Source organism: Catenulispora sp. GAS73, assembly GCF_041262085.1.
GTDB lineage: Bacteria > Actinomycetota > Actinomycetes > Streptomycetales > Catenulisporaceae > Catenulispora.
Window position 1 is genome coordinate 147,298 of sequence record NZ_JBGCCM010000006.1, and the last position, 24,285, is coordinate 171,582.

The 24,285-nt window shown below is 69.9% G+C and carries 23 protein-coding genes; 9 read left to right on the forward strand and 14 right to left on the reverse strand.

Annotated elements, in window-relative coordinates:
• Positions 1-50: 50 nt before the first annotated feature.
• Both ABH935_RS11050 and ABH935_RS11055 read left to right on the forward strand, forming a co-directional pair.
• Positions 51-596: a hypothetical protein gene (locus ABH935_RS11050; protein ID WP_370377736.1), complete on the forward strand. Its 546-nt coding sequence runs from the start codon at positions 51-53 to the stop codon at positions 594-596.
• A gap of 37 nt (positions 597-633) precedes the next feature.
• Entirely contained in the window at positions 634-1,866 is a 1,233-nt protein-coding gene (locus ABH935_RS11055) for a hypothetical protein (RefSeq protein ID WP_370377737.1), read from the forward strand.
• Here ABH935_RS11055 and ABH935_RS11060 read toward each other — a convergent pair.
• Positions 1,844-2,461, reverse strand: a complete 618-nt coding sequence (locus ABH935_RS11060; protein WP_370377738.1) for a hypothetical protein — start codon at positions 2,459-2,461, stop codon at positions 1,844-1,846. The two genes, ABH935_RS11055 and ABH935_RS11060, sit on opposite strands and share 23 nt — an antisense overlap.
• A 168-nt stretch (positions 2,462-2,629) precedes the next feature.
• On the reverse strand, positions 2,630-3,790 hold the full coding sequence (locus ABH935_RS11065) for an acyl-CoA dehydrogenase family protein (protein WP_370377739.1): 1,161 nt from the start codon (positions 3,788-3,790) through the stop codon (positions 2,630-2,632).
• A 108-nt stretch (positions 3,791-3,898) separates the two neighbouring features.
• Here ABH935_RS11065 and ABH935_RS11070 point away from each other — a divergent pair, with 108 nt between their 5' ends.
• On the forward strand, positions 3,899-4,837 hold the full coding sequence (locus ABH935_RS11070; RefSeq protein ID WP_370377740.1) for a S1C family serine protease: 939 nt from the start codon (positions 3,899-3,901) through the stop codon (positions 4,835-4,837).
• On the opposite strand, the gene ABH935_RS11075 is transcribed toward ABH935_RS11070, so the two are convergent.
• The gene (locus ABH935_RS11075; protein WP_370377741.1) at positions 4,826-5,917 is read right to left on the reverse strand and encodes a slipin family protein; all 1,092 of its coding nucleotides are present in this window, start codon (positions 5,915-5,917) and stop codon (positions 4,826-4,828) included. The genes ABH935_RS11070 and ABH935_RS11075 overlap by 12 nt on opposite strands.
• A 123-nt stretch (positions 5,918-6,040) precedes the next feature.
• Entirely contained in the window at positions 6,041-7,348 is a 1,308-nt protein-coding gene (locus ABH935_RS11080) for a hypothetical protein (protein ID WP_370377742.1), read from the reverse strand.
• Positions 7,349-7,518: 170 nt separating this feature from the next.
• Between ABH935_RS11080 and thrS the strand changes: the two genes are divergently transcribed.
• Together thrS and ABH935_RS11090 are read left to right on the forward strand one after the other, a co-directional pair.
• Complete coding sequence (gene thrS / locus ABH935_RS11085) at positions 7,519-9,519, forward strand: threonine--tRNA ligase (RefSeq protein WP_370377743.1); 2,001 nt, start codon at positions 7,519-7,521, stop codon at positions 9,517-9,519.
• Positions 9,520-9,620: 101 nt separating this feature from the next.
• Positions 9,621-10,292, forward strand: coding sequence for an endonuclease V (locus ABH935_RS11090; protein WP_370377744.1), 672 nt, complete (start codon positions 9,621-9,623; stop codon positions 10,290-10,292).
• A 48-nt stretch (positions 10,293-10,340) separates the two neighbouring features.
• On the opposite strand, the gene ABH935_RS11095 is transcribed toward ABH935_RS11090, so the two are convergent.
• A complete protein-coding gene (locus ABH935_RS11095) occupies positions 10,341-10,796 on the reverse strand; it encodes a MarR family winged helix-turn-helix transcriptional regulator (RefSeq protein WP_370377745.1) in 456 nt (151 codons plus the stop codon).
• Positions 10,797-10,857: 61 nt separating this feature from the next.
• Here ABH935_RS11095 and ABH935_RS11100 point away from each other — a divergent pair, with 61 nt between their 5' ends.
• From ABH935_RS11100 to ABH935_RS11110, 3 genes are all read left to right on the forward strand, one after another.
• Complete coding sequence (locus ABH935_RS11100) at positions 10,858-11,769, forward strand: LLM class flavin-dependent oxidoreductase (RefSeq protein WP_370377746.1); 912 nt, start codon at positions 10,858-10,860, stop codon at positions 11,767-11,769.
• 1,118 nt (positions 11,770-12,887) lie between these two features.
• Positions 12,888-13,361 (forward strand): AAA family ATPase, encoded by a 474-nt coding sequence (locus ABH935_RS11105; RefSeq protein WP_370377747.1) that lies wholly within the window; start codon positions 12,888-12,890, stop codon positions 13,359-13,361.
• Positions 13,362-13,402: 41 nt separating this feature from the next.
• Positions 13,403-14,563, forward strand: coding sequence for a MalY/PatB family protein (locus ABH935_RS11110; protein WP_370377748.1), 1,161 nt, complete (start codon positions 13,403-13,405; stop codon positions 14,561-14,563).
• A 174-nt stretch (positions 14,564-14,737) separates the two neighbouring features.
• On the opposite strand, the gene ABH935_RS11115 is transcribed toward ABH935_RS11110, so the two are convergent.
• From ABH935_RS11115 to ABH935_RS11135, 5 genes are all read right to left on the reverse strand, one after another.
• Entirely contained in the window at positions 14,738-15,265 is a 528-nt protein-coding gene (locus ABH935_RS11115; protein ID WP_370377749.1) for an O-acetyl-ADP-ribose deacetylase, read from the reverse strand.
• Between the two features lie 327 nt (positions 15,266-15,592).
• Positions 15,593-16,150, reverse strand: coding sequence for a DUF4262 domain-containing protein (locus ABH935_RS11120; RefSeq protein WP_370377750.1), 558 nt, complete (start codon positions 16,148-16,150; stop codon positions 15,593-15,595).
• Between the two features lie 20 nt (positions 16,151-16,170).
• On the reverse strand, positions 16,171-16,875 hold the full coding sequence (locus ABH935_RS11125) for a TetR family transcriptional regulator (RefSeq protein ID WP_370377751.1): 705 nt from the start codon (positions 16,873-16,875) through the stop codon (positions 16,171-16,173).
• Positions 16,862-18,445 (reverse strand): DHA2 family efflux MFS transporter permease subunit, encoded by a 1,584-nt coding sequence (locus ABH935_RS11130; protein WP_370377752.1) that lies wholly within the window; start codon positions 18,443-18,445, stop codon positions 16,862-16,864. Before ABH935_RS11130 ends, ABH935_RS11125 begins: the two co-directional genes overlap by 14 nt.
• A gap of 76 nt (positions 18,446-18,521) precedes the next feature.
• Positions 18,522-19,214 (reverse strand): nitroreductase family protein, encoded by a 693-nt coding sequence (locus ABH935_RS11135; protein ID WP_370377753.1) that lies wholly within the window; start codon positions 19,212-19,214, stop codon positions 18,522-18,524.
• Between the two features lie 95 nt (positions 19,215-19,309).
• On the opposite strand from ABH935_RS11135, the gene ABH935_RS11140 reads away from it, so the two are divergent.
• A complete protein-coding gene (locus ABH935_RS11140) occupies positions 19,310-19,735 on the forward strand; it encodes an acyl-CoA thioesterase (protein WP_370377754.1) in 426 nt (141 codons plus the stop codon).
• Between the two features lie 16 nt (positions 19,736-19,751).
• Here the strand turns inward: ABH935_RS11140 and ABH935_RS11145 are convergent, their stop codons facing one another.
• The 4 genes from ABH935_RS11145 to zwf form a co-directional block, all read right to left on the reverse strand.
• Positions 19,752-20,801 carry an ABC transporter substrate-binding protein gene (locus tag ABH935_RS11145; protein ID WP_370377755.1) on the reverse strand — a complete coding sequence of 350 codons (1,050 nt, stop codon included), beginning with the start codon at positions 20,799-20,801 and terminating at the stop codon, positions 19,752-19,754.
• 68 nt (positions 20,802-20,869) lie between these two features.
• Positions 20,870-21,658, reverse strand: coding sequence for a 6-phosphogluconolactonase (gene pgl, locus ABH935_RS11150; protein WP_370377756.1), 789 nt, complete (start codon positions 21,656-21,658; stop codon positions 20,870-20,872).
• Positions 21,655-22,722 (reverse strand): glucose-6-phosphate dehydrogenase assembly protein OpcA, encoded by a 1,068-nt coding sequence (locus tag ABH935_RS11155; RefSeq protein WP_370377757.1) that lies wholly within the window; start codon positions 22,720-22,722, stop codon positions 21,655-21,657. The genes pgl and ABH935_RS11155 overlap by 4 nt, the downstream gene beginning before the upstream one ends.
• Positions 22,719-24,263, reverse strand: coding sequence for a glucose-6-phosphate dehydrogenase (gene zwf, locus ABH935_RS11160; protein ID WP_370377967.1), 1,545 nt, complete (start codon positions 24,261-24,263; stop codon positions 22,719-22,721). Before zwf ends, ABH935_RS11155 begins: the two co-directional genes overlap by 4 nt.
• Positions 24,264-24,285 lie beyond the last annotated feature (22 nt).

The window sequence follows — 24,285 nt, forward strand, 5'->3', positions numbered from 1 at the left end:
GCTCGCCGACACGTGTGACGGCCGCGCCGTCGTTTGAGCGAGGGGGCTCCATGTCGGACGAGACAGTCTTCGATCATTCGGACGAGCAGGTCATGGAGCTGGTCCTGTCCAGCGACGACGAGTTCACCGGCGTCGACCCGCGCAGCCCCGAGGAACGCCGCCTGCGCCGCGACGAACTCCGGGAGCGCTTCCTGCCCGGCGTGGACGCCGGGGCGCTGTTCGCCCTGGCCGTGTCCACGGTGAGCCTGGTGACGTCCGGCCTGTTCGAGATCCTGGGCCAGAACCGCGAACTCACCTTCTCCTTGCAGCACGGGAGCGGCTCGAACCCGCCTGACCAGTACGCGCCCTTCCGCGACGTGAACCACCTGCGCTTCCTCGGGCAGGGGATCTTCGCGGCGGTGGCCGTCGTGGTCGCCGCGCTCGTGGTGAACAGCTGGCGCGTGGAGCGGCACGCCCGCTGGTCGCGTCCGGCTGCGCAGGCGGCTTTGTTGATCGGGCTGGTCGGTCTGGTGATCGCCGTGCTCGGGTACTTCGATGTCATCGCCTCGCTGCCGACGCGGAGTCCCTATCTGAACGACGGCGGTGTTCAGACCTGATAGCCCTGACAACCCACCGTTCGGTCGGGTCGGGATCATGAGTTCCGACGACGATCACGGAGAAGGCAGCCTGCCCGAGCCGGAGCCGGTGGCCGATTCGGAGCCCGAGCAGGGTTCGGAGCCCGGGCCGGAGCGTGTGCCGGAGTCCGAGTCGGAGCCCGGGCGAGAATCTGCTCCCGGGCGGGAGCGCGGCCGGCGCAAGCCGGTCCGGCGGCTCGCGGCCTGGTACCGGAGCCGGGCGCGCTGGCTGCGCAGGACGGTGGCGTCGGTGGTGGCACTGTGTGCGGTGCTGGCGGCGATGGTCGGCGTCATGGGCGCGGCGCTCTATGCGGAGGGGAGCGGCACGCCGTCGCTGGCTGCGCGCAGTACCGGCGACGATGCCCTGTGGCTCGGCCATGCCTGGGTCGGGTGGCAGGTCGGTGTGGCCGGTGCGCCCAAGACCGATGCCGACCTCCAGGCGTTGGTGGCTCTCGTTCGCTCTTCAGGTATCAAGGATCTGTTCGTGCACGACGGGCCCTTCGAGATGGACGGCTCGCTGGACCCGACGCGCAGTCCGAAGGCCGAGTGGTTCCTCGACGCCGTCCACCGGGAACTGCCTGGGGTGCGGGTCGAGGCCTGGCTGGGGCAGGTCGTCGGTGGGGACGCCCTGCACCTGGACGACGCCGCGACCCGGGGGCGGATCGTCGCCGGGGTCAGTGCCGCGCTGGACCGCGGCTTCGACGGCGTGCACTTCGACTTCGAGCCGGTGCCCGACGGCGACCCCGGCTTCCTGGACGTGCTGGGGGCGGCGCGCACCGTCACCCAGGCCCACCACGCTCTGCTGTCGGCGTCGGTGCCGCAGACAGAGCCGCTGTCCGGCTTCCGGATCCCCGGTAACTTGCTGGCCGGGCATCCGAAGTGGTGGTCTCAGAGCTACCTGCGCCACGTCGCTGGATACTGCGATCAGGTGGCAGTGATGGCCTACGACACCTCCCTGCCCACCGCGTGGGCCTACCGCGGCTACGTCGCCCGGCAGACCCAGGTGGCCCTGAGCGCGGTACCCCGCAACGTCGAGCTCCTGATGGGGGTCCCGGCCTTCCACACGCATGACCCCGGCCACTGGGCTCGGGCCGAGACCATGCCGGCTGCGCTGGACGGCGTCCGGCTGGGGCTCGGCGCGCACCCGCCGTCACGGCCGTTCGGCGTCGCCCTGTACGTCGACTTCGCCGCGACCCCCGCCGACTGGGCGGCCTACCGCACCGACTGGCTCAGTCCGGCCCCGGTGGGGTGACCAGCGCTCGGGCGTCCTTGTACCGAGTGTTGGGATCCAGCGGCAGCGGTTCGCCGCTGCTGGCCTCGGAGCAGCAGAACGCGAACATTCCGGCGGCGTCGATCGGTGTGGTCGCGCCGCCGGACAGACGCCAGCCGCGCACGACGTATCCCGGCGTGCCGTCGGTGGCGTCCGGCTCCAGCAGTGGCCGCGAGCGCAGGATCACCGTCGCGTCAGCGCCGCTTACGTGCGCCAGCGCGAACAGCTCGCACAGCTCCCGCTCGGCGCCGGACGCGGGCAGGCTGACCGCCGGGACCTCCGTGGCGATGTCCATCCTGAGGTCTTCGCCCGCGGTGACCGGGCCGGCGGCCGTCGGCACCGAGCAGTTGAGCCGGTGCGCTCCGGTCCCGATGGTCAGGACGAGCCCTATGAAGACGGACTCGGCGTACTCCCGCGCCCGGACGACCGCCAGCTGCGGGTCGTCGGTGGTCCGGGCCGCGGCCCAGATCAGGGCGTCGAGGTCGTCGACCCGTTCGGTGAGGTCCGCGAAATCGGTGCCGGCGGCGCGGCCGAGGAGCGTGGTGCGGGGCTGTGGCAGGTTGCTGATGGTGGACATAGGGTTCCCTCCCGGGTGATTCGAACTTTCGTGCTCGAATCCACTGTAATCGGACATCGCCGACTATGGGAGGCTTCTGTCATTCTGTTACGAGAAAGTGTGCTGGTGTTCGGGCTCTGAGGTGCGGGAATGGGGTGTGGGGGAGTAGAGCCCGGCCACTCGTCCGGCCTAATAGGACTTGGGCAGCCCCAGCGTGTGCTGAGCGACGAAGTTCAGGATCATCTCCCGGCTCACCGGTGCGATCCGGGTCACCCGGGTCGCCGCGAGCAGCGGGGCCAGGCCGTACTCGGTCGCCAGGCCGTTGCCGCCGTGCGTCTGGATGGCCTGGTCGACGGCCTCCACCGCGGCGTCGGCGGCGGCGAACTTGGCCATGTTGGCGGCCTCGCCGGCGCCGAGGTCGTCGCCGCTGTCGTAGAGCCAGGCCGCCTTCTGCGTCATCACCTTGGCTAACTCGACGTGGATCGCGGCCTGGGCCAGCGGGTGCGCCACGCCCTGGTGGGTGCCGATCGGGCGGTCGCGCCAGACCGTCCGGGTCTTCGCGTACGAGGCGGCCCGGTCCAGGGCGTACTTCGCGGTGCCGATCGCGAACGCCGCGGCCATGATCCGCTCCGGGTTCAGGCCCGCGAACAGCTGGAGCAGGCCGGCGTCCTCGTCGCCGATCAGCGCGTCGGCCGGGAGGCGGACGTCGTCGAAGAAGAGCTGGAACTGCTTCTCCGGGCCGGCGATCTCCATCTCGATCATGGTCTTGGTGAAGCCCGGGGCGTCGGTGGGGACCACCATCAGCGCCGGCTTCAGGTTGCCGGTGGCCGCGTCCTTGGTGCGGGACACGACCAGGACCGCGTCGGACTCGTCGACGCCGGAGATGAAGACCTTCTGTCCGGACAGCACCCATCCGTCGCCGTCGCGGCGCACCGTGGTGGTGATGTTGTGCGAGTTGGAGCCCGCGTCCGGCTCGGTGATGCCGAAGGCCATCTTGAACGAGCCGTCGGCGATCCCCGGCAGCCACTTCTGCTTCTGCTCCTCGGTGCCGAAGCGGCTGATGATGGTGCCGCAGATGGCCGGGGACACCACGATCAGCAGCAGCGGGCAGCCCGCCCGGGCCAGTTCCTCGCCGACCGCGGCCAGGTCGGCCATGCCTCCGCCCCCGCCGCCGTACTCTTCCGGCAGGTTGACGCCGAGGAAGCCGGCCCGGCCCACCTCATCCCACAGCTCGGTCGACTTCAGGCCGGCCTTGGCCTGCCGCCGCACGTAGTCCGGTCCGTACCGCTTGGCCAGGTCGCGCACCGCCTGGCGGAGCGCGACGCGCTCCTCGGGCTCCACGAAGCTCATGTCCGCCAGCCTGCCAGGCCGGGAATGCAAAAACAATCCTGCCTGTTTGTTTTTTCACCGGCGGTGGCGCCTGGGTTTCCAGGGGACCGCCGGGGTGAGGAGACAACTGTGACAGAGGACATCTATGCCGGGTTGGACGACTACTCCCGGACCGTGGTCTCCGTCGCCGACACGCTGCGGCCTTCGGTGCTCAGCGTGCGGGTTCGAGGGCGGACGGGGGAGGGTTCCGGTTCTGCCGTCGCCTTTACCGGCGATGGGTTTTTGGCTACAAGCGCGCACGTCGTAGAGGGCGTGAGCGCGGGCCAGGCCGTCACTTCGGACGGCGACGAGTACGGATTCGACGTCGTGGGCCGCGACCGGCTCTCCGACCTGGCGGTGCTGCGCATGCCGCCGGGCCGGGTGCAGGCCGCCACGCTCGGCGACGCGGACACATTGCGCGTGGGCCAGCTCGTGGTGGCCGTCGGCAACCCGCTGGGGCTGGCCGGATCGGTGACCGCCGGCGTGGTGAGCGCGCTGGGCCGGTCGCTGCCGACCCGGACCCAGCGCGGCCAGTCGATCATCGACGACGTGATCCAGACCGATGCCGCGCTCAACCCCGGAAATTCTGGCGGGGCGCTCGGCGACCACCTCGGCCGGGTCGTCGGGGTGAACACCGCGGTCGCCGGGGTCGGACTGGGCCTGGCGGTGCCGGTGAACGCCACCACCCGCCTGATCCTGTCCGAGCTGATCAGCGCCGGGAAGGTGCGCCGGGCCTGGCTCGGGGTCGGCGGATCGACGACGCCGCTGCCCTCCGCGCTGGGTGGGAAGCTGGGCCGGCGCACCGGGTTCGGAGTGGCGCAGGTGGTGCCGGGAAGCCCCGCGGCGCAGGCCGGGGTGCTGGTCGGCGACGTGCTGCTGAGCGTCGAGGGCCGGCTGATCGACAACGCCCAGGACCTTCAGCGGGTCATGCTGGCGCGGCGCGCCGGGGCACAGGTCGCGATGACCCTGCACCGGCGCGGCGCGATGGTGGACGTGACGGTCGTGCTGGCCGAGCTGTCAGGAGTCTGACGGCTCGGAGGTCTTGGAGGCTTCGGAGCCCTCGGATTCCTCTGAGGAAGAGGGCTCCGGGGAATCCGAGATGCCACGCCAGTGCGGTGTCTCGATCAGCGGTTCGGTCAACGGCCTGGCGATGGCGTCGGCGGGAGGTTCCTCGCCGAAGGCCAGCTCCAGATCGGGGATCTCGTCCGGGGGCGGGACGGCCACGTCGTCGGCCTCCCCGCCCTCGATCGCGATGTGCTCCGGCCCCGCGTCCACCTCGTCGGACGGGTTCTTGGTCACCGTGTCGACCGCCTTGTAGGCGGCCTTCACCGCATCGGTGGTCGCGGCACCGCCGCCGGCGCTCTCCAGAAAGCGGAGTAGTTCGACCGGGAACGGCAGGACCAGCGTCGAGTTCTTCTCCGCGGCGACCTCCACGATCGTCTGCAGAAGCCGCAGCTGCAGGGCCGCCGGCGTCTCGGCCATGATCCGCGCGGCGTCGGCCAGCTTGCCCGAGGCCTGGTACTCGCCGTCGGCGGTGATGATCCGGGCCCGGCGTTCACGGTCGGCCTCGGCCTGGCGGGCCATCGACCGCTTCATGGACTCCGGCAGCGCCACGTCCTTGATCTCGACGCGGTCGATCTCCACGCCCCAGCCGGTCGCCGGGGTCTCCAGCATCAGCTCCATGCCCTGGTTCAGCGGCTCTCGGTTGGACAGCAGGTCGTCCAGCAGGCTCTTGCCGATGATGGAGCGCAGTGAGGTCTGCGCGACCAGCGACACCGCGTACTTGTAGTCCTGCACGTAGATGAGCGCGCGGGCCGGGTCGATGACCCGGAAGTAGACGACGGCGTCCACCCGGACCGTGACGTTGTCCCGGGTGATGCCCTCCTGGGCCGGCACCGGCATGGTCACGACCTGCATGTTGACCGTGCGCAGCCGGTCCACGCCGGGGATGATCCGGGTCAGGCCCGGTTGTCGGACGGCGTCGAGGGCTCGGCCGAAGCGGAACACGATGCCCCGCTCGTATTGCTTGACGGTGCGCAAAGAGGCGCCGAAGCCCGCGGCCCCGGCCGCCGCGGCGGCGATGATGGCGCTCACGATCGCAGTGATCATGGCGGTCCTTCCCAGAAAGGACGCGATGTCGGTGCCCCGCCGACCGGCGTTCGCACCCTGGCCGATCAGTATACGAATTTCTTTATCGTTAGGGACCCTGTCCCGATGCGGCCGACCGGCGGTTCAGCGGTATTCGGCGAGCCGGCGCCACACTCCGGCCAAGGTCAGCGCGATGACCGCGCCGAACAGCACCGCCGGGAGAGCGGCCCAACCCGACGCGCCCGACCGCGCGTCGGCCATGGTGGCCTGAAACGACCCCAGCTGCTTGTCCGCGGCCTGGCCGAGGTGGGTGTCGAGGGCGTAGAAGTCCTGGCCCAACTGGCCGCCGGCGATGCCGGTCGCCTCGGTGAGCGCGGAATCCACGTCGCCGCCGTCGACCTCGCTCTTGATTTTACTCGCGTCGCGTTGGACGGATGTCCAATCGGCCTGGGCGCGCTGGGAGAGGGCCTTATCGGTACCGGCCAGACCGGTGCTGAGCAGGCCGGGAGTGCCGGGAGTGCCGTTGAGCGCGACGAGGTCGGCGGCGTAGCCGTGGTCGTAGCCGAAGTTCGGGGCGACGGTGTAGCGGACGATGGCGCCGACCGCGTCGTACGACACCGCGCGGGCGTGCTGGATGCCTAGGTAGGGGGTCATGTTGTTATCGACGGCCTGCTGGATCCGGTCGCTCTGCTGCGCGGTCATGCTTAGGCCGGCCACCAGGAAGACGGCCGTGGCGATGGTCGCGATGGCCAGGAACGGGTTCAGCGCCCGGCGGAACCGGCGGGACAGCACTACCTGGAACAGGACCAGGGCCGCGAGCAGGGAAAGCGTGGTGACGAGCACCAGGATGGTGTCGAGGGACCAGGCGTCGTTTTCGTTCTTGGCCGAGTCGTTCAGCTGCTTCGCATAGGAGTCGCGGATCTGTGCGGCTGCCGGAAGGAGATCGAAGTGCATGACGTCAGTGGCGCGACTGTAGTAAGCCAGCGCTACAGAGTCCGGGTGACCCTTAGTAGCGGTCGTGGAGAGCTGGTCCAGAGAGAGCGCTGTAGAGGACAGGTCGTGATAAAGGGTGACCTTGTCCAGCATGGTCTGGAACTGGCTCTGGACCGCTGCGTCGGAAGTCCCGCCGATGGCCTGGCGCAGGTCGGCGTCGATCTCGGTGACCCGGCTGTTCACGGTGGCCTGGGCGTCGCCCTGCTCGGTGTCCAGATCGCTGTTGCCTATGGTCAGGATCTCGCGCGCAGTCTGCGAGTCCAGGTCGCTGAGTGCGAAATACAGGTCGGAGGCGGACTGCGCCAGCGGCGCGGTCTCCTGTCCGACCCGGGTCACTCCGTGCTGGGTGTCCGCCACGGCGAGCGTCCCCGTGGTCAGCGCCGCGGCCGCGAGCACCACGACGGCGCCGGTCCACAGCTGCAACCTGGTCGGTGTCCTGCGTTCAGTTGTCCGCCCCACGGAACCACCGTAGGCACCCTTCGTGAACGGATGGCGACGTCACGTAGAACGTTGATTCAACAGGCCGGTCGGACGGCACCTGGTACTACTGTCGCGCGAAGCACCCGCGGCGGTCGGTAAAGTTTTCTCCTGATCGGCCCCGCCTGTTGACCCCTTTGAAGGAGCGCCCCGTGTCCGACTTCGCAGTGACGATCGCCGACGGCCCCAGCCGGGACGAGCGGACGGTCACGGTCGGCACGACGCTGGCGGACCTGTTCACCGGTGACCGGTCCGTCGTGGCCGCCCGCTTGACCGACCCCGCCGGAACCCGGCTCGTCGACCTGGCCACCCTCGCCAAGGCCGGTGACCTGGTCGAGCCGGTCGCCGCCGACTCCGAGGACGGCCGCGCGATCATCCGCCACTCGACCGCGCACGTGCTGGCGCAGGCCGTGCAGCAGGCGTTCCCGGAGGCGAAGCTCGGCATCGGCCCGCCGATCCGCAACGGTTTCTACTACGACTTCGACGTCGAGCGGCCGTTCACTCCGGAGGACCTGAAGGCTCTCGAAAGCCGGATGCAGACGATCATTAAGCAGGGGCAGCTGTTCTCCCGGCGTCCTGTGACGGATGAGGACGCCCGTGAGGAGCTCTCTGCAGAGCCCTACAAGCTGGAACTGATCGGGCTCAAGGGCAAGGCCTCCGCCGATGACGCTGGCGAGGGTGTGGACGTCGAGGTCGGCGCCGGCGAGCTGACGATCTACGACAACCTGGACGCCAAGACCGGCGAGCTGTGCTGGAAGGACCTGTGCCGCGGTCCGCACGTGCCGAGCACCCGGTTCATCCCCGCGTTCAAGCTGATGCGCTCTGCGGCCGCTTACTGGCGCGGTAGTGAGAAGAACCCGCAGTTGCAGCGCATTTACGGGACTGCTTGGGAGACCCGGGACGCGCTCAAGGCGCACCTGGAGTTCCTGGCCGAGGCGGAGAAGCGCGACCACCGCAAGCTCGGTGCAGAGCTGGACCTGTTCTCGTTCCCCGACGAACTCGGTAGCGGTCTTCCGGTGTTCCACCCCAAGGGCGGGACCATCCGTCGGGTCATGGAGGACTACTCCCGTAAGCGCCATGAGGAGGCGGGGTACGAGTTCGTTAATACTCCGCACATCACTAAGGGGAACCTGTACGAGATCTCGGGCCACCTCGACTGGTACAAGGACGGGATGTTCCCGCCCATGGTGCTGGACGAGGGACACGGCAAGCAGGAGTACTACCTGAAGCCGATGAACTGCCCGATGCACAACCTGATCTACCGGGCTCGTGGGAAGTCCTACCGTGACCTTCCGCTGCGGCTGTTCGAGTTCGGCACGGTGTACCGCTATGAGAAGTCCGGTGTGGTGCACGGACTGACGCGGGTCCGTGGCCTTACGCAGGACGACGCGCACATCTACTGCACGCGCGAGCAGATGCGCGACGAGCTCGTCAGTCTGCTGCGGTTCGTGCTGGACCTGCTGCGCGACTACGGTCTGAACGACTTCTACCTGGAGCTGTCCACTAAGGACCCGGAGAAGTACGTCGGTACTGACGAGGAATGGGAACTCGCTACAGACACTCTGCGCGAGGTCGCGGAGGGCGAGGACCTGGAACTGGTCATGGACCCCGGCGGCGCGGCGTTCTACGGCCCGAAGATCTCTGTCCAGGCGCGCGACGCCATCGGCCGGACCTGGCAGATGTCGACCATCCAGCTCGACTTCCAGCTGCCGCAGCGCTTCGACCTGGAGTACCAGGCCGCCGACGGCTCGCGGCAGCGGCCGATCATGATCCACCGGGCGCTGTTCGGGTCGATCGAGCGCTTCTTCGGGGTGCTGACCGAGCACTACGCCGGGGCGTTCCCGGCCTGGTTGGCGCCGGTGCAGGTGGTCGGGATCCCGATCACCGACGCGCACGTGCCGTACCTGGAGCTGGTGGCGGCCAAGCTGCGCGCCCAGGGGGTCCGGGTGGAGATCGACTCCTCGGACGACCGGATGCAGAAGAAGATCCGCAACGCGCAGAAGCAGAAGGTCCCCTACATGCTGTTGGCGGGCGACGAGGATGTGGCGAAGGCCGCGGTTTCGTTCCGGTACCGCAGTGGGGAGCAGAACAACGGGGTGCCGGTGGACGACGCCGTCGCCGAGATCGTGAAGGCGGTGCAGGAGCGGATCTGAACGCGGATCCGCGGCGCCGCGTGGGCGTGTCCGGCCGATCGGGACCGACGGGGGCCCCGGTCAGCCGGCCGGACACGGACGGGGAAGCAGGGGGATGAGTTGTGCTGATCACGCATGAGAGATGGCCGCGGACGGCGCAGGACGCCGAGGCGGAGCAGGCGCGGCTGGCGGGGCGGGTGGACGTGTCCACGCCGCTGGCGCCGTTCCGGTACGTCGCGGGGCTGGATGTGGCCTATGCGATCGACTCCTCGCGGGTCGCGGGCGCGGTCGTGGTGCTCGACGCGGACACGCTCGCGGTCGAGGACATGGCGACGGCGGTGATGGATGTCGAGTTCCCGTACGTCTCTGGGCTGTTGGCGTTCCGGGAGATGCCGGCGCTGATCAGCGCGCTGGCGCGGCTGACGGTGGAGCCGGACGTGCTGGTGTGCGACGGGTACGGGATCGCGCATCCGCGGCGGTTCGGGCTGGCGTGCCACCTCGGGGTGCTGGCTGGGAAGCCGGCGATGGGGGTGGCGAAGACGGCTTTCGTGGGGAGGTCCGCCGAGCCCGGGATTCAGCGCGGTGAGGCTGCTGACCTGGTGCACGACGGCGAGGTCGTCGGGGCGGTGCTGCGGACTCAGCTTTCGACGAAGCCGGTGTACGTGTCGCCGGGACATTTGATCACGGTGGGTGACGCCACGCGGCTGGCGCTGCGGCTGGCCACCAAGTTCCGGCTGCCGGAGACCACGCGGCTGGCTGACCAGCTTTCGCGGCGGGCGCTGGCTGGGGCGTAGGTCTTTCAGGTCCCCTGGGAGCTTCCTCTGGGGTTTCTTCGGGGGCTTCTACGGGGTTTCTACGGGCTGGTCGACCGGCACTTCGGTGTCGGTGGCCAGCCTTTTCAGGATGCGCACGAACAGGTCGGCCTCGATCGGGGTGAGGTCGGCCAGGAACGCCTTCTCCGCCTCCTGATGGCGGCGTTCGCCCTCGGCGAGGGTCTTCTTGCCCTGTGCTGTGAGCTCGACGATGTTCTTGCGGCGGTCGTCGGGGCTGCGGCGGCGCTCGACCAGGCCTTTGTCCTCCAGCTCGTCGACCAGGGCGACCATGGTCGTGCGGTCGACGCCGAGTTCCTTGGCGGCGTCGAGCTGCGACAGGGGCTCGGCGGCGTCGAGGACGACGAGCACGGCCAGCTGACGGCCGCTGATGCCCAGCGACTCCAGGGCCCGGGCGCCGGAAATGGAGAAGTTCTGTTGCGCGTGCTTCAGCAGGTAGCCGAGTCGGGAGGTGAGTAGGTCGGCCATATGGGTTACTTTACCTGCTGGCTGATTGTCAGCAGCGCTGACGATTTGCTACAGTGACGATATGGAGTTGAAGATCGGCATCAAGACCACCCCGATGCACGTGTCCTACGACGACATCCACCGGGTGTGGCAGCAGGCTGATGAGATGGAGGAGATCGCCGACGCCTGGCTCTGGGACCACATGATGCCGCTGGTCGGCGACCGCGGCGGCCCGGCGCTGGAGGGATGGACGACGCTCGCGGCGCTGGCCGCGCGCACGACCAGGCTGGGGCTCGGGCTGCTGGTGACGAGCAACAGGTTCCGGAGCCCGGCGGTGCTGGGGAAGATGGCGACGACGGTGGACGTGATATCGGGAGGCCGCCTGATCATGGGGCTGGGCGTCGGCGGCACGGTGCAGCCCGCGGGGGCGGGCGGCGTGCCCGGCGAGAATCCCGGACTGATGGAGTACGCCGCGTATGGCATACCGCTGATCAGCCCGCGCGAAGGGATAGCGCGGCTGGTGGAGACGGTGACCATCCTGCGGAAGATGTGGACTGAGGACGTCTTCGACTACGAGGGGCCGTTCACGACGCTGATCGGCACCCGCAACGCGCCGAAGCCGGTCCGGCCGGCAGGCCCGCCGCTGCTGATAGGAGCGTGGGGCGATCGGACGCTGCGCGTGGTCGCGGAGCACGCGGACATCTGGAACATACCCGGGCCGCCGCACAACTCGGTCGAGTCACTCGCGGAGCGCTCGCGAGTACTGGACCAGCACTGTGTGGCGGCGGGCCGGGACCCGGCCGAGGTGGAGCGGTCGGTGCAGCTGATCGTGGCGGAGGACGGCGCCGCCGAGGCGCGGGAGACGATCGCGGCTTTGGCGGCGGTGGGATTCCGGCATGTGGTGGTGGGGTCGTGGCGGATGTATCAGGCGGATGGGATGAAGTGGTTGGTGGAGGAGGTGATACGGCCTGGGTATGAGGTTGGTGGGGGGTGAGAGATATCAGGCCCGACAAACGCTGAGCGGGCGGTGGGGCGACGGAGGCGGGACGATCGCTGGTTGGTCTTGCGGGCTGACGGCGGTGCGGGAGGGGATGCGGCGTTGGTAGCGAATGGGGGAGGGCGGCGGTGGAGAGGGAAAGGTTCTGGCTGCGGCGGACGTAGCCACCGGTGGCGACGGGGAGAAGGGCCCTGTGTCGGCGGTGGGCGTGGAGAGACGCGCGGTGCCGGTGGCGAGTGGGGGGGATGGCGGCAGCAGCAGCGGTCAGGAAAGGTGCCCGCAGCGAATAGGGGCGGTGCCGATGGCGAGTAGGGGATGGCGGCGGTCGGGAAAAGGCGCTGGCGCGAACGGGGGAAGGTCTCCGGGTTGGCGGGCTGCGCGGCGCACGGTGCCGGTGGCGAGTGAGGGATGGCGGCGGTCAGGAAATGGCGCTGGCGCGAACGGGGGAAGGTCTCCGGGTTGGCGGGCTGCGCGGCGCACGGGGCCGATGGCGAGTGAGGGATGGCGGCGGCAGCGGTCAGGAAAAGGCGCTGGCGCGAACAGGGAAGGGCTGAGGTCGGCGGGCTGCGCGGGGCGGGCGGCCGGTGGCGAGCGTGGGGTGGCGGGGGCAGCGGGTAGGAAAAGGCGCCGGTGGCGTGCATGGGCGCTGGCAGCGGATAGGGAAGGTCTCGGGGCCGGTGGCGGGCTGGAGGGCGCGTGGTGCCGGTAGCGAATGTGGGATGGCGGCGGCGGACGGGGAGAGACCCTTGCGCTGGTGGCGGGCGTAGCCAGTGGTAGCGAATCGTGGAGGGCCCTGAGTCGGTGGCGGGCGTGGCGGGGTGTGCGGTGCCGGTGGCGAGCGCGGGGTTGCGGTGGCGGAGAGGGGAAGGTTCCGGCGCTGGCGGCGGTCCTGGTTGCCAGTGGGGATTAGGGAAGGTCTCGGTGTCGGCGGCGAGTGTGGGCGCTGGTAGCGGATACGGGTAGGTCTTGGAGCCGGCGGTGGAGTGTGCCGGGCTCTGGCCGCCGGGATTGTTGTGGCGGTGGTTGGCGCGTTCTGGTGGCGCCGGCCGAGGGGGACTGCGGCTGGGACTGGTCGTACCGCGAGCGATTGCTGTGGCTCGCATAGGCTCGGCTTCGTGGCGAAGATCCTGATCACGGGTATGTCGGGTACTGGTAAGTCGACTGCTTTGGAGCAGCTGCGGTTGCGCGGGCACGCGACCGTCGACACTGACACGGATGCTTGGAGTCGGTGGGTGAGGCTGCCGGATGGGTCCCGTGACTGGATCTGGCGGGAGCAGGCCATCAGCGAGTTGCTGAGTGGGCATCGGGATGGGCATCTGTTCGTTGCCGGCTGCAAGACGAATCAGGGCGCTTTCTATCCGCTGTTCGACCAGGTCGTTTTGTTCAGTGCGCCTGTGGATGTGCTGTTGGCTCGGGTTGCTGCGCGGACCACCAATCCTTATGGCAAGCGGGATGACGAGCGGGATGCGATCCTCGGGCATTTGGAGGCGGTCGAGCCGTTGTTGCGCGCGACGGCTACTGCCGAGATTGATACGACGGTGCCTGTTGAGCGCGTTGTGCGGCGGTTGGAGGAGCTTGCCGGCTCGTAGTGACCGGGACGGTTGGGTGGGGCGCGCTTACTGTGTGAGCTATGGAGCTTCGCGTTGCTAATCCGTTGGCTTGTCTGGGTCTTGCCGAGCTTCGGACTCGGACCAGCATGAAGTGGCGGCAGTATCCGGAGGACGTGCTTCCGTTGTGGGTGGCGGAGATGGATGTGCCGACGCCGGAGCCGGTTGCGGAGGCGCTGATTGCTGCTGTGCGGCGGGGGGATACCGGCTATCCGTTGGGCGACTCCTATGCGGAGGCTTTGGGGGAGTTCGCTGTGCGGCGGTGGGGGTGGGATGGGGTTGTGCCTGGGCGGACGGCGATTGTGCCGGACGTGATGCTTGGTGTCGTGGAGATGCTGAAGTTGGTGACGGGGGCGGGGGATCCGGTGGTGGTGAACAGTCCGGTGTACCCGCCGTTCTTCGACTTCGTGGCGCATATGGACCGCGAGGTGGTCGAGGCGCCGTTGGGGGTGGAGGGGCGGCTCGACTTCGGTGCGGTGGAGTCTGCTTTTGCGGCGTTGGCTGCGCGGGGGCGGCGGGGCGCTTATCTGCTCTGCAACCCGCAGAATCCGACCGGTGCGGTGCATACGCGGGATGAGTTGGAGCGGGTCGCGGGGTTGGCGGCGGAGTTCGGGGTGCGGGTCGTTGCCGACGAGATCCATGCGCCGCTGGTTGCGGCGGGGGAGAAGTTCACGCCGTATCTGAGTGTGGCGGGGGCGCAGGATGGGCTGTCGCTCATGTCGGCGTCGAAGGGGTGGAATCTGGCGGGGCTGAAGGCGGCTGTGGCGATTGCGGGACCTGCGTCGGGGGTGGATCTGGCGCGGATGCCGGAGGAGGTCGGGCACGGGCCGAGCCATCTGGGCGTGATCGCGCACGTCGCGGCGCTGCGTGAGGGTGGGGAGTGGCTGGACGCCCTCCTCGCCGGCCTCGATGAGAACCGGGCGCTGCTGGGGCGGCTGCTGGCCGAGCACTTGCCGGGAGTCGAATGGCGGCCGGGGGCGGGGACGTATTTGCAGTGGCTGGACTGTCGGGCCCTGGAGCTGGGCGACGATCCGGCGCAGGTCTTCCTCGACCGCGGGCGGGTGGCGGTGAACTCGGGCATTCCGTTCGGGACGGGTGGTGCGGGGCGTGTGCGGATCAATATCGCGACGTCGCCGGCGATCTTGACGGAGGCGGTGGAGAGGATGGCGGTCGCGGCGGGGTGAGGGGGAGAGAACGCTGAGTGGGAGAGCGGGGAGAAGAGAAGAAGGGGAGACGCGGGGCGGGGGAGAAGAGAAGGAGCGGGGAAGCGGGGGAGGGCGAAGGCCGGGGGACTCGGGGCCGAGTTGGTTGGTGTCTACCTCGCGCCGTTGATGCCGGGAACAGGGCAAGCGAAGCGGTCATTGCTGGGCTGCTTGCTCGAAGATCTCGTAGGCGCTGGCGTCGAAGAGTACGAAGCGGACTTCTTCGACGTCGGTGGCCGCGGCGCGAACCGTGGCGATCGCGATTCGCGCGGCGTCGGCCAGGGGCCAGCCGAAGATGCCTGTGGAGATGGCGGGGAAGGCGACGGTCTTCGCACTGAGGGCGTCGGCGACGTGCAAGGAGTTCGTGTGGCAGGCGGCCAGGAGCGCTGAGCGGTCCTCGTCGCGGGAGTAGACCGGGCCGACGGTGTGGATGACCCAGCGAGCGGGGAGGCGGCCGGCGGTGGTGGCGACGGCTTTGCCGGTCGGGAGGCCGCGGCCGTAGTGCGACGCGCGTAGTGCGCGGCAGGCGTCGAGGATTTGCGGGCCGCCTGCGCGGTGGATGGCCCCGTCTACTCCGCCGCCGCCGAGGAGGGAGGAGTTGGCCGCGTTGACGATCGCGTCCACGCTCTGGCGGGTGATGTCGCCGCGGATCAGGGTGATGCGGGGAGGGGAGGGAGGGGACATAGCGCGATGCTGCCAAGGGGGACCGGGGGTCGCAACCGGATAGCCGGAACGGCCGCAACGACCGGACGAGCCGGACAGACCGGACGGATGCTCTACCGTCCGGCTCGCGGGAGAAGGCCGGTGATTGGCGGACTCACGGCTGCCCGATGAGCTGACTGGCCGGCGGGCCAACCGGCCGGCTACAGGCCAACCGGATGCGGGTCAGCTGGCTACGGGCCAACCAGCCGGTTACAGGCCAGCCGTCCTCTACAGGTCAGCCGGCTACAGGCTAACCAGCGGCTACAGGTCAGCCGGCCACTACAAGCCAACCGACTACAAACCAACCGGCTACAAGCTCAAAGAAGAAGACACCCACATGCTGGCCGGGTGCTCGTTCCGAGCCACCCACAGGAAGGGCTGCTGGTCCCGCTTCTCCGGATCGGCCCCCTCCTCCCACGGGAACCTTCCCTCGCGGTCCGGCCACACTGCCTGCAGCATCGGCCAGGGCGGGGTCTGGAAGAAGTCCAGTCCGGCGCCGAACATGGCCGGGTACCAGCTCGGGTGGACCGGGCGGGTGGCGACCTCGTAGCCCTCGATCACGCCCAGGCGGCGCTTCTCGGCGCCGAGGGCGCGGCCGTCGAGGACTTGCTGTGCGATCTTGGAGACGAGTGCCATGGCGTTCTCGACCGGCAGTCCCGTCATGCAGACGTCGTAGCCGCCGTGGGTGTGCCACATCCCGATCGAGTAGGCCCAGTCCGGCGTGTCGTAGCCGGTCACACCCATGGTGTGCCAGCCGTACTCGCGGACGTTGCGTGCTATCTCGCGGTCGCGCAGGTCCCACTGGGCCTCGTCGGCTATTGCGGGCCGGCACAGCAGGCAGCGGCATGGAGTCGGTTCTATGTCCACGTGCTGAAGGCTACCGGGTGTCAGGCCCCTTGCGGCGAGGGATCGGGACGGCCGGGCCCGAGGGTGCCGGGACCGTCGATCAGGACCTGCAGGGCACGGTCCAGGACGCCGAACATGTCCGCTTGCGGGTCGGCGATCCAGCGCTGCTGTGCCGCCATCAGTGCCCCTATGACGCTGCCGGCCAGGACCCGGACCTCCAGTTCGTCGCGGGAGCGGTTCAGTCGTTCGGCGAAGAGGCTGGCGATCATGTCCGTGGTGGTGAACATGTGGTCCAGGGTGCGGGCCCGGACTTCGGGGATGGTGTACGCCAGGCGGGCCCGTTCGAGTGCTTCCGCCTGGTCCTCGGCGGGGATCTCGAACATGGCGTCGTGCACGGCGCTGCGGAACGCCTCCAGGACCGGCAGCTCCGGCGGCTGTGCGCGGAAGGCCGCTTCGAGCAGCGGGTCGTAGTCGTCCTGGAGGATCAGGTCCTCCTTGGTCGGGAAGTAGCGGTACAGCGTGCTCGGCGAGACGTCGGCCGCGGCGGCGATCTGCTCCATGGTCGTGGCGCTGTAGCCCGCTTCGCGGAACAGGCGGAGCGCGTGCCGCTGGATGGCGGCACGCGTCCGGGCCTTCTTGCGCTCCCGCAGGCCGGTCGGGGCCGGTGCGGGTGCGGCAGGAGCGGCAGCAGCAGCGGGAGCGGCAGGAACGTCAGCCGGGGCCTGGGCTTGGTCAGTCTGCGGCATTGAGGAGATCACCCGTCGATTCTGCTGCCTCCGCCGGCTGCTGGGGGACCCGGGCCTTGCGGGGAAGCTGGGTGGCGGCCAGGACGCCGACGACCGCGAAGGCCGCGCTGACCCACATCGTCATGCTCGTGGCGTGCACCAGGGCCGAGCGCACCGACTCCAGCAGCGAGGGCGAGTGCAGCTGGGCCGCCACCGCGACGCCGCTGCCGGCGCTGCGCGTGGCCGCGGCGGCCACCGGCGCCGGCAGGTGCGCGACGGCCGGGGCCAGGTGGCTACGGTACTGGCTGTTCAGCACCGTGCCGAGGATCGCCACCGCGCACGTGCCGCCGATCTGGCGGATGGTCATCAGCAGGGCGGAGCCGACGCCGGCGCGTTCGGCGCTGAGCTCGCCCAGGGCCGCGTTCATGGTGATCGGCATCGCCAGGCCGACGCCCACGCCACCGATGGTGAGCCAGAAGGCGACGAAGCCGTAGCCGTCGTGCACGCCGGTCGAGGTGCCGATCATCAGCGCGATCGCCAGCAGGATGAACCCGGCGCCGATCAGCGGTCCGGATCCGGCCTTCTTCAGGAACGGCTGCCCGATCCGGACGCCGGCGATCAGGCCCGCGATCAGCGGCAGCAGCCGCAGGCCGGTGCCGAGCGCGTTGACGCCCTCGACCGCCTGGAAGAACTGCGGCAGCGTGAACATCAGGCCGAACAGCGCGAAGCTGACGATCGTCGACAGGATCGTGCCCCAGGTGAAGCCGCGTGCCCGGAACAGCTCCAGGTCGATGAGCGTCTGCTGCGGGCTGCGCTGGAGCTGGACGAAGCCGGCCAGCACCACCAGGCCGCCGATCAGCGGCAGCAGCGCCTGCGCCGAGCCCCAGCCGGTGTCCCCGGCCTTGATCAGGCCGTAGGTGATCGCGGCCAGGCCGACCGCGGAGGTGGCCAGGCCCGGCAGGTCGATGCGCGGCTTGCGCTCCGCGCTGGACTCCGGGACCAGCCACACCACCGCGGCCAGGGCGATCACCACGACCGGCAGGTTGATCAGGAAGACCGAGCCCCACCAGTAGTGGTCCAGCAGCCAGCCGCCCAGGATCGGGCCGAGCGGGATGCCGAGCATGTTGGCGGTCGCCCAGATGCCCATGGCGCGCGGCCGCTCCTCCGGTGTGAAGATCACGGTCAGCACGCTCATGCTCAGCGGGATCAGCATCGCCGCGCCCACGCCGAGCACCGCGCGCCAGACGATCAGCTCGCCGGCCGAGGAGGCGAAGGCGCAGAAGGCGGAGGCCACGCCGAACGCGGTCAGCGCGATCACCAGCATCCGCTTGCGGCCGAACCGGTCTCCGAGCAGGCCGCCGGGCAGCAGCGCGATGGCCATGGCCAGGTTGTAGGAGTTCGCGAACCACTGGAGCTGGCTGGTCGAGGCCTTGAGCGAGGTGGCCAGGGTCGGAAGGGCGACGTTCAGGACCGTCAGGTCCAGGCCCACGACCAGCAAGCTCAGTGCCAGGCCGCCGAGGGCCCACCACTTGCGGCGTTCGGCGGACGGCGGCGGTGGTGCCGCCGCCGGTCCCCGGGTCGACTCGATCATGATAGCCCCCTCCTCTTGAAAGTAACCTCTAAATGGAAGCTACTCTCAGAATCTGCCGGAGGCAAGGGGTGCGCGCTCAGCCGCCGAAGAACTCCAGGGCCGAGGCGAGTGGCTTGCGGGCGAGGTCGGGGACTTCACAGTCCTCAGCCGGATAGCCGACCGGGAACAGGATGTAGGGCCGCTCCGTCGAGGGGCGGTGCAGGATCTCGGTGAGGAACGCCATCGGGTTGGGCGTGTGGGTCAGTGTGGCCAGGCCCATGGTGTGCAGGGCGGCGATGAACAGGCCGCAGGCGATGCCCACGCTCTCGTTGACGTAGTAGTTCTTGCGCAGCCGGCCGTCCGGCATCGGCGTGCTCTTCTCCGCGAACGCCACGACGATCCACGGGACGATGTCCAGATAGGACTTGTCGGAGTCGGTCTCCAGCGGCCCGAGGGCTTCGCGCCAGGCTTCGGGGAGGCGGCCGCCTTCGTAGTTGATGCGCTCCTCCTGTTCGGCGGCCTCGCGGATCTGGTGCCGCAGCGCCGGATCGCCGACGGCGACGAACTTCCACGGCTGCTGGTGCGCGCCGGAGGGAGCGGTGTTCGCGGCGGCCACGGCCAGCTCGATCATTTCGGCCGGGACCGGGTCGGGGGAGAAGAAGCGGACGCTGCGCCGGGCGTGCAGATGCTCCTGGAACTGCGCGCCACGGCGTATGGCCTCGGCCTGGTCGAGGCGTTCGGGGCTGTACGGCAGGAACGGATGCGTGTGGCTCCGTGTGCTGGCTGTCATGCCGATCAGGGTAGGCGCGAGGTGTGGCTGGAATCACGTGGTCCGGCGGGCTCTGATTGAGGAACGGTGGCTCTGAGTGAGGTACAGCTGAGGTCATGAACGATGTCGAAGCCGGCGGTACCGAGCCGCCGCTGCACGTGTTCCGCACCCGGGTCTGGTTCGACGAGCTCGACAAGGTCGGAGTACTGCACAACGCGCGCTACGCAGTGCACGCCGAACGGGCCCTGAGCACCTGGTACGAGAGCGTTCCGGAGCTGATCGGCGGACCGGACATGCGGCACCTGGTGAAGGCTTACGAGGTTGAGTTCCGGGTTCCGGTCGCCGAGGTCGGCGAGCTGGACGTGGAGCTACGCGTGCTGAAGATCGGGACGACGAGCTGCGTGTACGAGTTCCGGTTCGTCGGCGACGGCGGCGTGGTGCACGCGGTCGGGCGGCGGACCATCGTGCGGACCGGGCCGGATCGGCGGCCGGTGCCGTGGTCGGACGAGTTCCGGCGGATCCACGAGCGCGGGGTCGAGTAGCGCGCAGAGTCCAGGCTCAGCCGCGATGCAGCACCCGAACGCGTGAAGGGTCGGCCGGATCTCGGTCGACGACCTGCACCGGCGGCCACGTCCACTGCCAGACGCTGATACCAGGCGTGCGGGAGAACTGGATGCGGCCGCGCGTGCCCTCGATGGAGACGTGCGGGAAGGCTTCGGCGATGCTCTTCCGGTCGGACCCGTGCGGGCGCAGGATCTCGGCGAGGACGGCGACGGTGTCGTAGCCCTCGAAGGCGACGAACGAGGGCCGTCCGGCCAGCCGCTCGCGGAGCGCGGTGTCGACGCGTGTGCCCACCGAAGTGAAGTGCTCGGGCAGGTAGCTCAGGAACGGGATCGCGGTGCCGTCGTCGCCGAGCTGCTCGGCCCACTCGGTGAACTCCGGCTGGCCTGCGGGAGCGCCGATGAGGATATCGGCCAGGCGCGGGTCGGCGCGGACTGCCTTGACGATCGGCACGGCCGGCTCCGGTGTGGCGACGAGAAGCAGGAGGGCCGTCGCGCCGCTTTCCACGAGCGCATCGCAGACTGCGCCGAAGCCGGTGGTGATGTCGGTCTCGATGAGCGTGGCGCCGCGCGGCGCCACGTGCTCGCGCAGGATGCGCGTGCCGGATTCCCAGTAGACGGTCGGCTGGGCCGCGACGGCGATGCGGGTGTGGCCGGCGGCGAGGAGGAAGTCGGCGTAGACCCGCCAGCAGTGGGACTGTGCCGGGGCGATGCGGGCGACCCAGTCGGTCGGCTGCTCGGTGAGGGTGTCGAGGACCGCCGAGGAGCAGAGGAACGGCACAGCGAGCGCGTCGGCCCGTGCGGCGGCGGAGCGTGCCACGACGCTGTGGTACTCGCCGACGATGGCGGCGACACCCAAGCCCGCCAGCTCATCGACGGCCGCCGCGGCCTTGCTCGGATCGGCGGCGGTGTCCCGGACAAGCAGTTCCATGGGGACGCTGCTGTCGCTGACGGCCAGTTCGAGTCCGGTGAGCAGGTGCTGGCCCGTCTCAACCCATCCCGGCCGGGTCAGCGGAACCAGAGCACCGATGCGGATTGGCATGTCCATGAGCTGATAATAGTGCCGCCGTCGATCCGAAGATCGGCGGCGGCACTATGGTGTAACCGTCGTAGCGCTCAGCTCAGCGAGTAAGGCGCCAACTCCGAAGGCAGCTCCGAAGCCGAAGCCCGGTCCAGCAGGAACAGGCTCCGCCCGCGTCCGCGCGCCCCGGCGGCCGGGATCTGCACCGGTCCGGCGCCGGACAGCGCCAGGTGCGTGACCTTCGCCTTCTCCGCGCCCGCCGCGACCACCCAGACCTCGGCGGCCGCCTGGATCGAGGGCAGGGTCAGCGAGACCCGCAGCGGCGGCGGCTTCGGCGAGTTGTGCACGCCGACCGTGCTGCGCTTGTCCTCGTACAGGGCCGGGTGGCCCGGGAACAGCGAGGCGATGTGGCCGTCCGGGCCCATGCCGAGCATCAGGACGTCGAACGCCGGGACGTCGTCGCCCTCGCGGGCGAAGTCGGCCAGCGTCGAGGCGTACTGCTCCGCCGACTCCTCCGGGGTGAAGCCCGCCTTGTCGGCGGCGGCCATCGCGTGGATGTTCGCCTCCGGCAGCAGGCCCTCGGCGACCAGGCCGTCCAGCAGCGCCTCGCGGGCCTGGGTCTCGTTGCGCTCCGGGTCGCCGCTGGGCAGGAACCGCTCGTCGCCCCACCACAGCTGGACCCGGGACCAGTCCACGGCGCCGCGCGCCGGGGAGGCCGCGACCGCCGCCAGGGTCTTGATGCCGACGGTGCCGCCGGTCAGGACGACGTGCGCGGCGCCGCGGAGCGCCTGCACGTCGACCAGCCGGGTGATCAGCCGCGCCGCCACAGCCTGCGCCAGGACCTCGGCGTCGCGATGGACGATGACCTCCGGAGTAGCGCTCATGGCGCGTCGTCCAGCGGCTTGTCGATCGCCAGGTCCTGCAGCTGCTCCTCGCGCTCGACCGACTCCTTGGGCAGCTCGCCCAGCGGACCCTTGTCGGGCTCGGCGGTCATCGTGATCGTCGACTTCTTCGGCGGGGCCGGCTGCATCTTGTCGATCGCCGCCGCGTCGTGCTCGGTGACGTGCCGCAGCACCTCCTCGTACGTCTCGTCGACGTCCAGGCGGCGCAGCTCCTCGGTGAGCAGGTCGGCCAGCTCGCGGCGCTTGAGCGCGACGTGCCGGTCCGGCTGGTCGGGCATGGAGAGCACGGCGAGCATCCCGTCGGGGCGGGTCAGGCTGACCTCGCCCTTGTCGGTGCCCAGGTGCACGCCGGTGATGCCGGGGCCGGTGTCCGTGGACAGCGTCACCGGCACGCCCAGGCGCCAGCCCAGCCAGACCGCCAGCAGCGTCGAGGACGCGTTGTCGACCTCGGCGGTGACCTTGACGGTCTTCACCGTGGCCGGCATCTGGTCCAGCGCCGCGGCCAGCATGGAGCGCCACGGGGTGCAGCGCGTCCAGGCCAGGTCGGTGTCGCCGGGGGAGTAGCCGCGCAGCCGGTCCGCGACCGGGATCGGCGTGTGGGTGCCGGAGGCGTCGGTGATCCGGCGCATCGCCAGCTTGCCCAGCGCCGACTCGGCCGGGTCCGTCGGCGACTCCGACGGCCACCAGGTGACCACCGGGGTGTCCGGCAGCAGCAGCGGCAGCACGACGGCGTCGGCGTGCGCGGCCAGCTCGCCGTTGAGCCGCATCACCACGGCCTCGCCCGGGCCCATCTCGTCGCCGACCCGCACCTCGGCGTCCAGCCCGGAGAAGGGCTGCTCCGGATGCGGTATCACGACCAGGATGCGCGAGGGGTGCGCGCGCGAGGCCTCGCGCGCGGCCCGCAGGGCGTAGTAGTGGTGCCGCTCGTCGGTCTCGATCACCAGGGTCAGGACCGCGCCGGTGGTGGCCGCCCCGGCCTCCTTGCGGATGTCGATCAGGGCGTTGGCGATCTTCGCCGAGGTGGTGGAATCCAGGTGCTTGATCATGGCCGCCGCCAGCTCCGTCCGTCCTTCGCGAGCATCTCGTCCGCCTTGGCCGGACCCCAGGTGCCCGAGGTGTACTGCTCCGGCTTGCCGTGTTCGGCCCAGTACGCCTCGATCGGGTCCAGGACCTCCCAGCCCAGCTCGACCTCCGCCACCCGTGGGAACAGCGGGGCGTCGCCGAGCAGGACGTCCAGGATCAGCCGCTCGTAGGCCTCCGGGGAGGACTCGGTGAACGCCTCGCCGTAGGCGAAGTCCATGTTCACGTCGCGCACCTCCATGGAGGTGCCCGGGACCTTGGAGCCGAAGCGGACCGTCACACCCTCGTCCGGCTGCACCCGGATCACCAGGGCGTTCTGCCCCAGCTCCTCGGTCTGGGTCGGGGTGAAGGGCAGGAACGGCGAGCGCTTGAACACCACCGCGATCTCGGTGACGCGGCGGCCCAGGCGCTTGCCGGTGCGCAGGTAGAACGGCACGCCGGCCCAGCGGCGGGTGTTCACCTCCAGCTTCACCGCGGCGTAGGTGTCGGTGGTGGAGTCCGGCGAGATGCCGTCCTCCTGCAGGTACCCGACCACCTTCTCGCCGCCCTGCCAGCCGGCCGCGTACTGCCCGCGGACCGTGTAGGTGTCCAGGTCGTCCGGGAGCCGGATGGCCGAGAGCACCTTGGTCTTCTCCGCGGCGATGGCGTCGGCGTCGAAGGAGACCGGCTCCTCCATCGCGGTCAGCGCCAGCAGCTGCAGCAGGTGGTTCTGGATGACGTCGCGCGCCGCGCCGATGCCGTCGTAGTACCCGGCCCGGCCGCCGATGCCGATGTCCTCGGCCATCGTGATCTGGACGTGGTCCACGTGGTCCCGGCTCCAGATCGGCTCGAACATCTCGTTGGCGAACCGCAGCGCCAGGATGTTCTGGACCGTCTCCTTGCCCAGGTAGTGGTCGATCCGGAAGACCGACTTGGGCGGGAACACCGAGTCCACGATGGCGTTCAGCTCGCGGGCCGAGGCCAGGTCGTGGCCGAACGGCTTCTCGATGATGACCCGGCGCCAGGAGCCCTCCGGGCCCTGGTCCAGGCCGACCTCGTGCAGCTGCTCGACCACGCCGGGGAAGAACTTCGGCGGGACCGACAGGTAGAACGCGTGGTTGCCGTTGGTGCCGCGCTCGGCGTCCAGCTTGTCGATGGTCGCCTTCAGCTCCAGGAAGGCCTGCTTGTCGCCGAACTCGCCGGAGACGAAGCGGAAGCCCTCGGAGAGCTGGCTCCAGACCTCTTCGCGGTACGGGGTCCGCGCGTGCTCCTTGACCGCCAGGTGGACCTCCTCGGCGAAGTCCTGGTCGGCCCAGTCCCGGCGGGCGAACCCGACCAGGGCGAAGCCCGGGGGCAGCAGCCCCCGGTTCGCCAGGTCGTAGATCGCCGGCATCAGCTTCTTGCGGGACAGGTCGCCGGTGACGCCGAACATCACCAGGCCGCAGGGCCCGGCGATGCGCGGCAGGCGGCGGTCGGCGGCGTCGCGCAGCGGGTTCGCCGTGCCGTCGCCGGCCTGCTCGTGCGACAGCAGCGCCTTCTCGGCTTGGGAG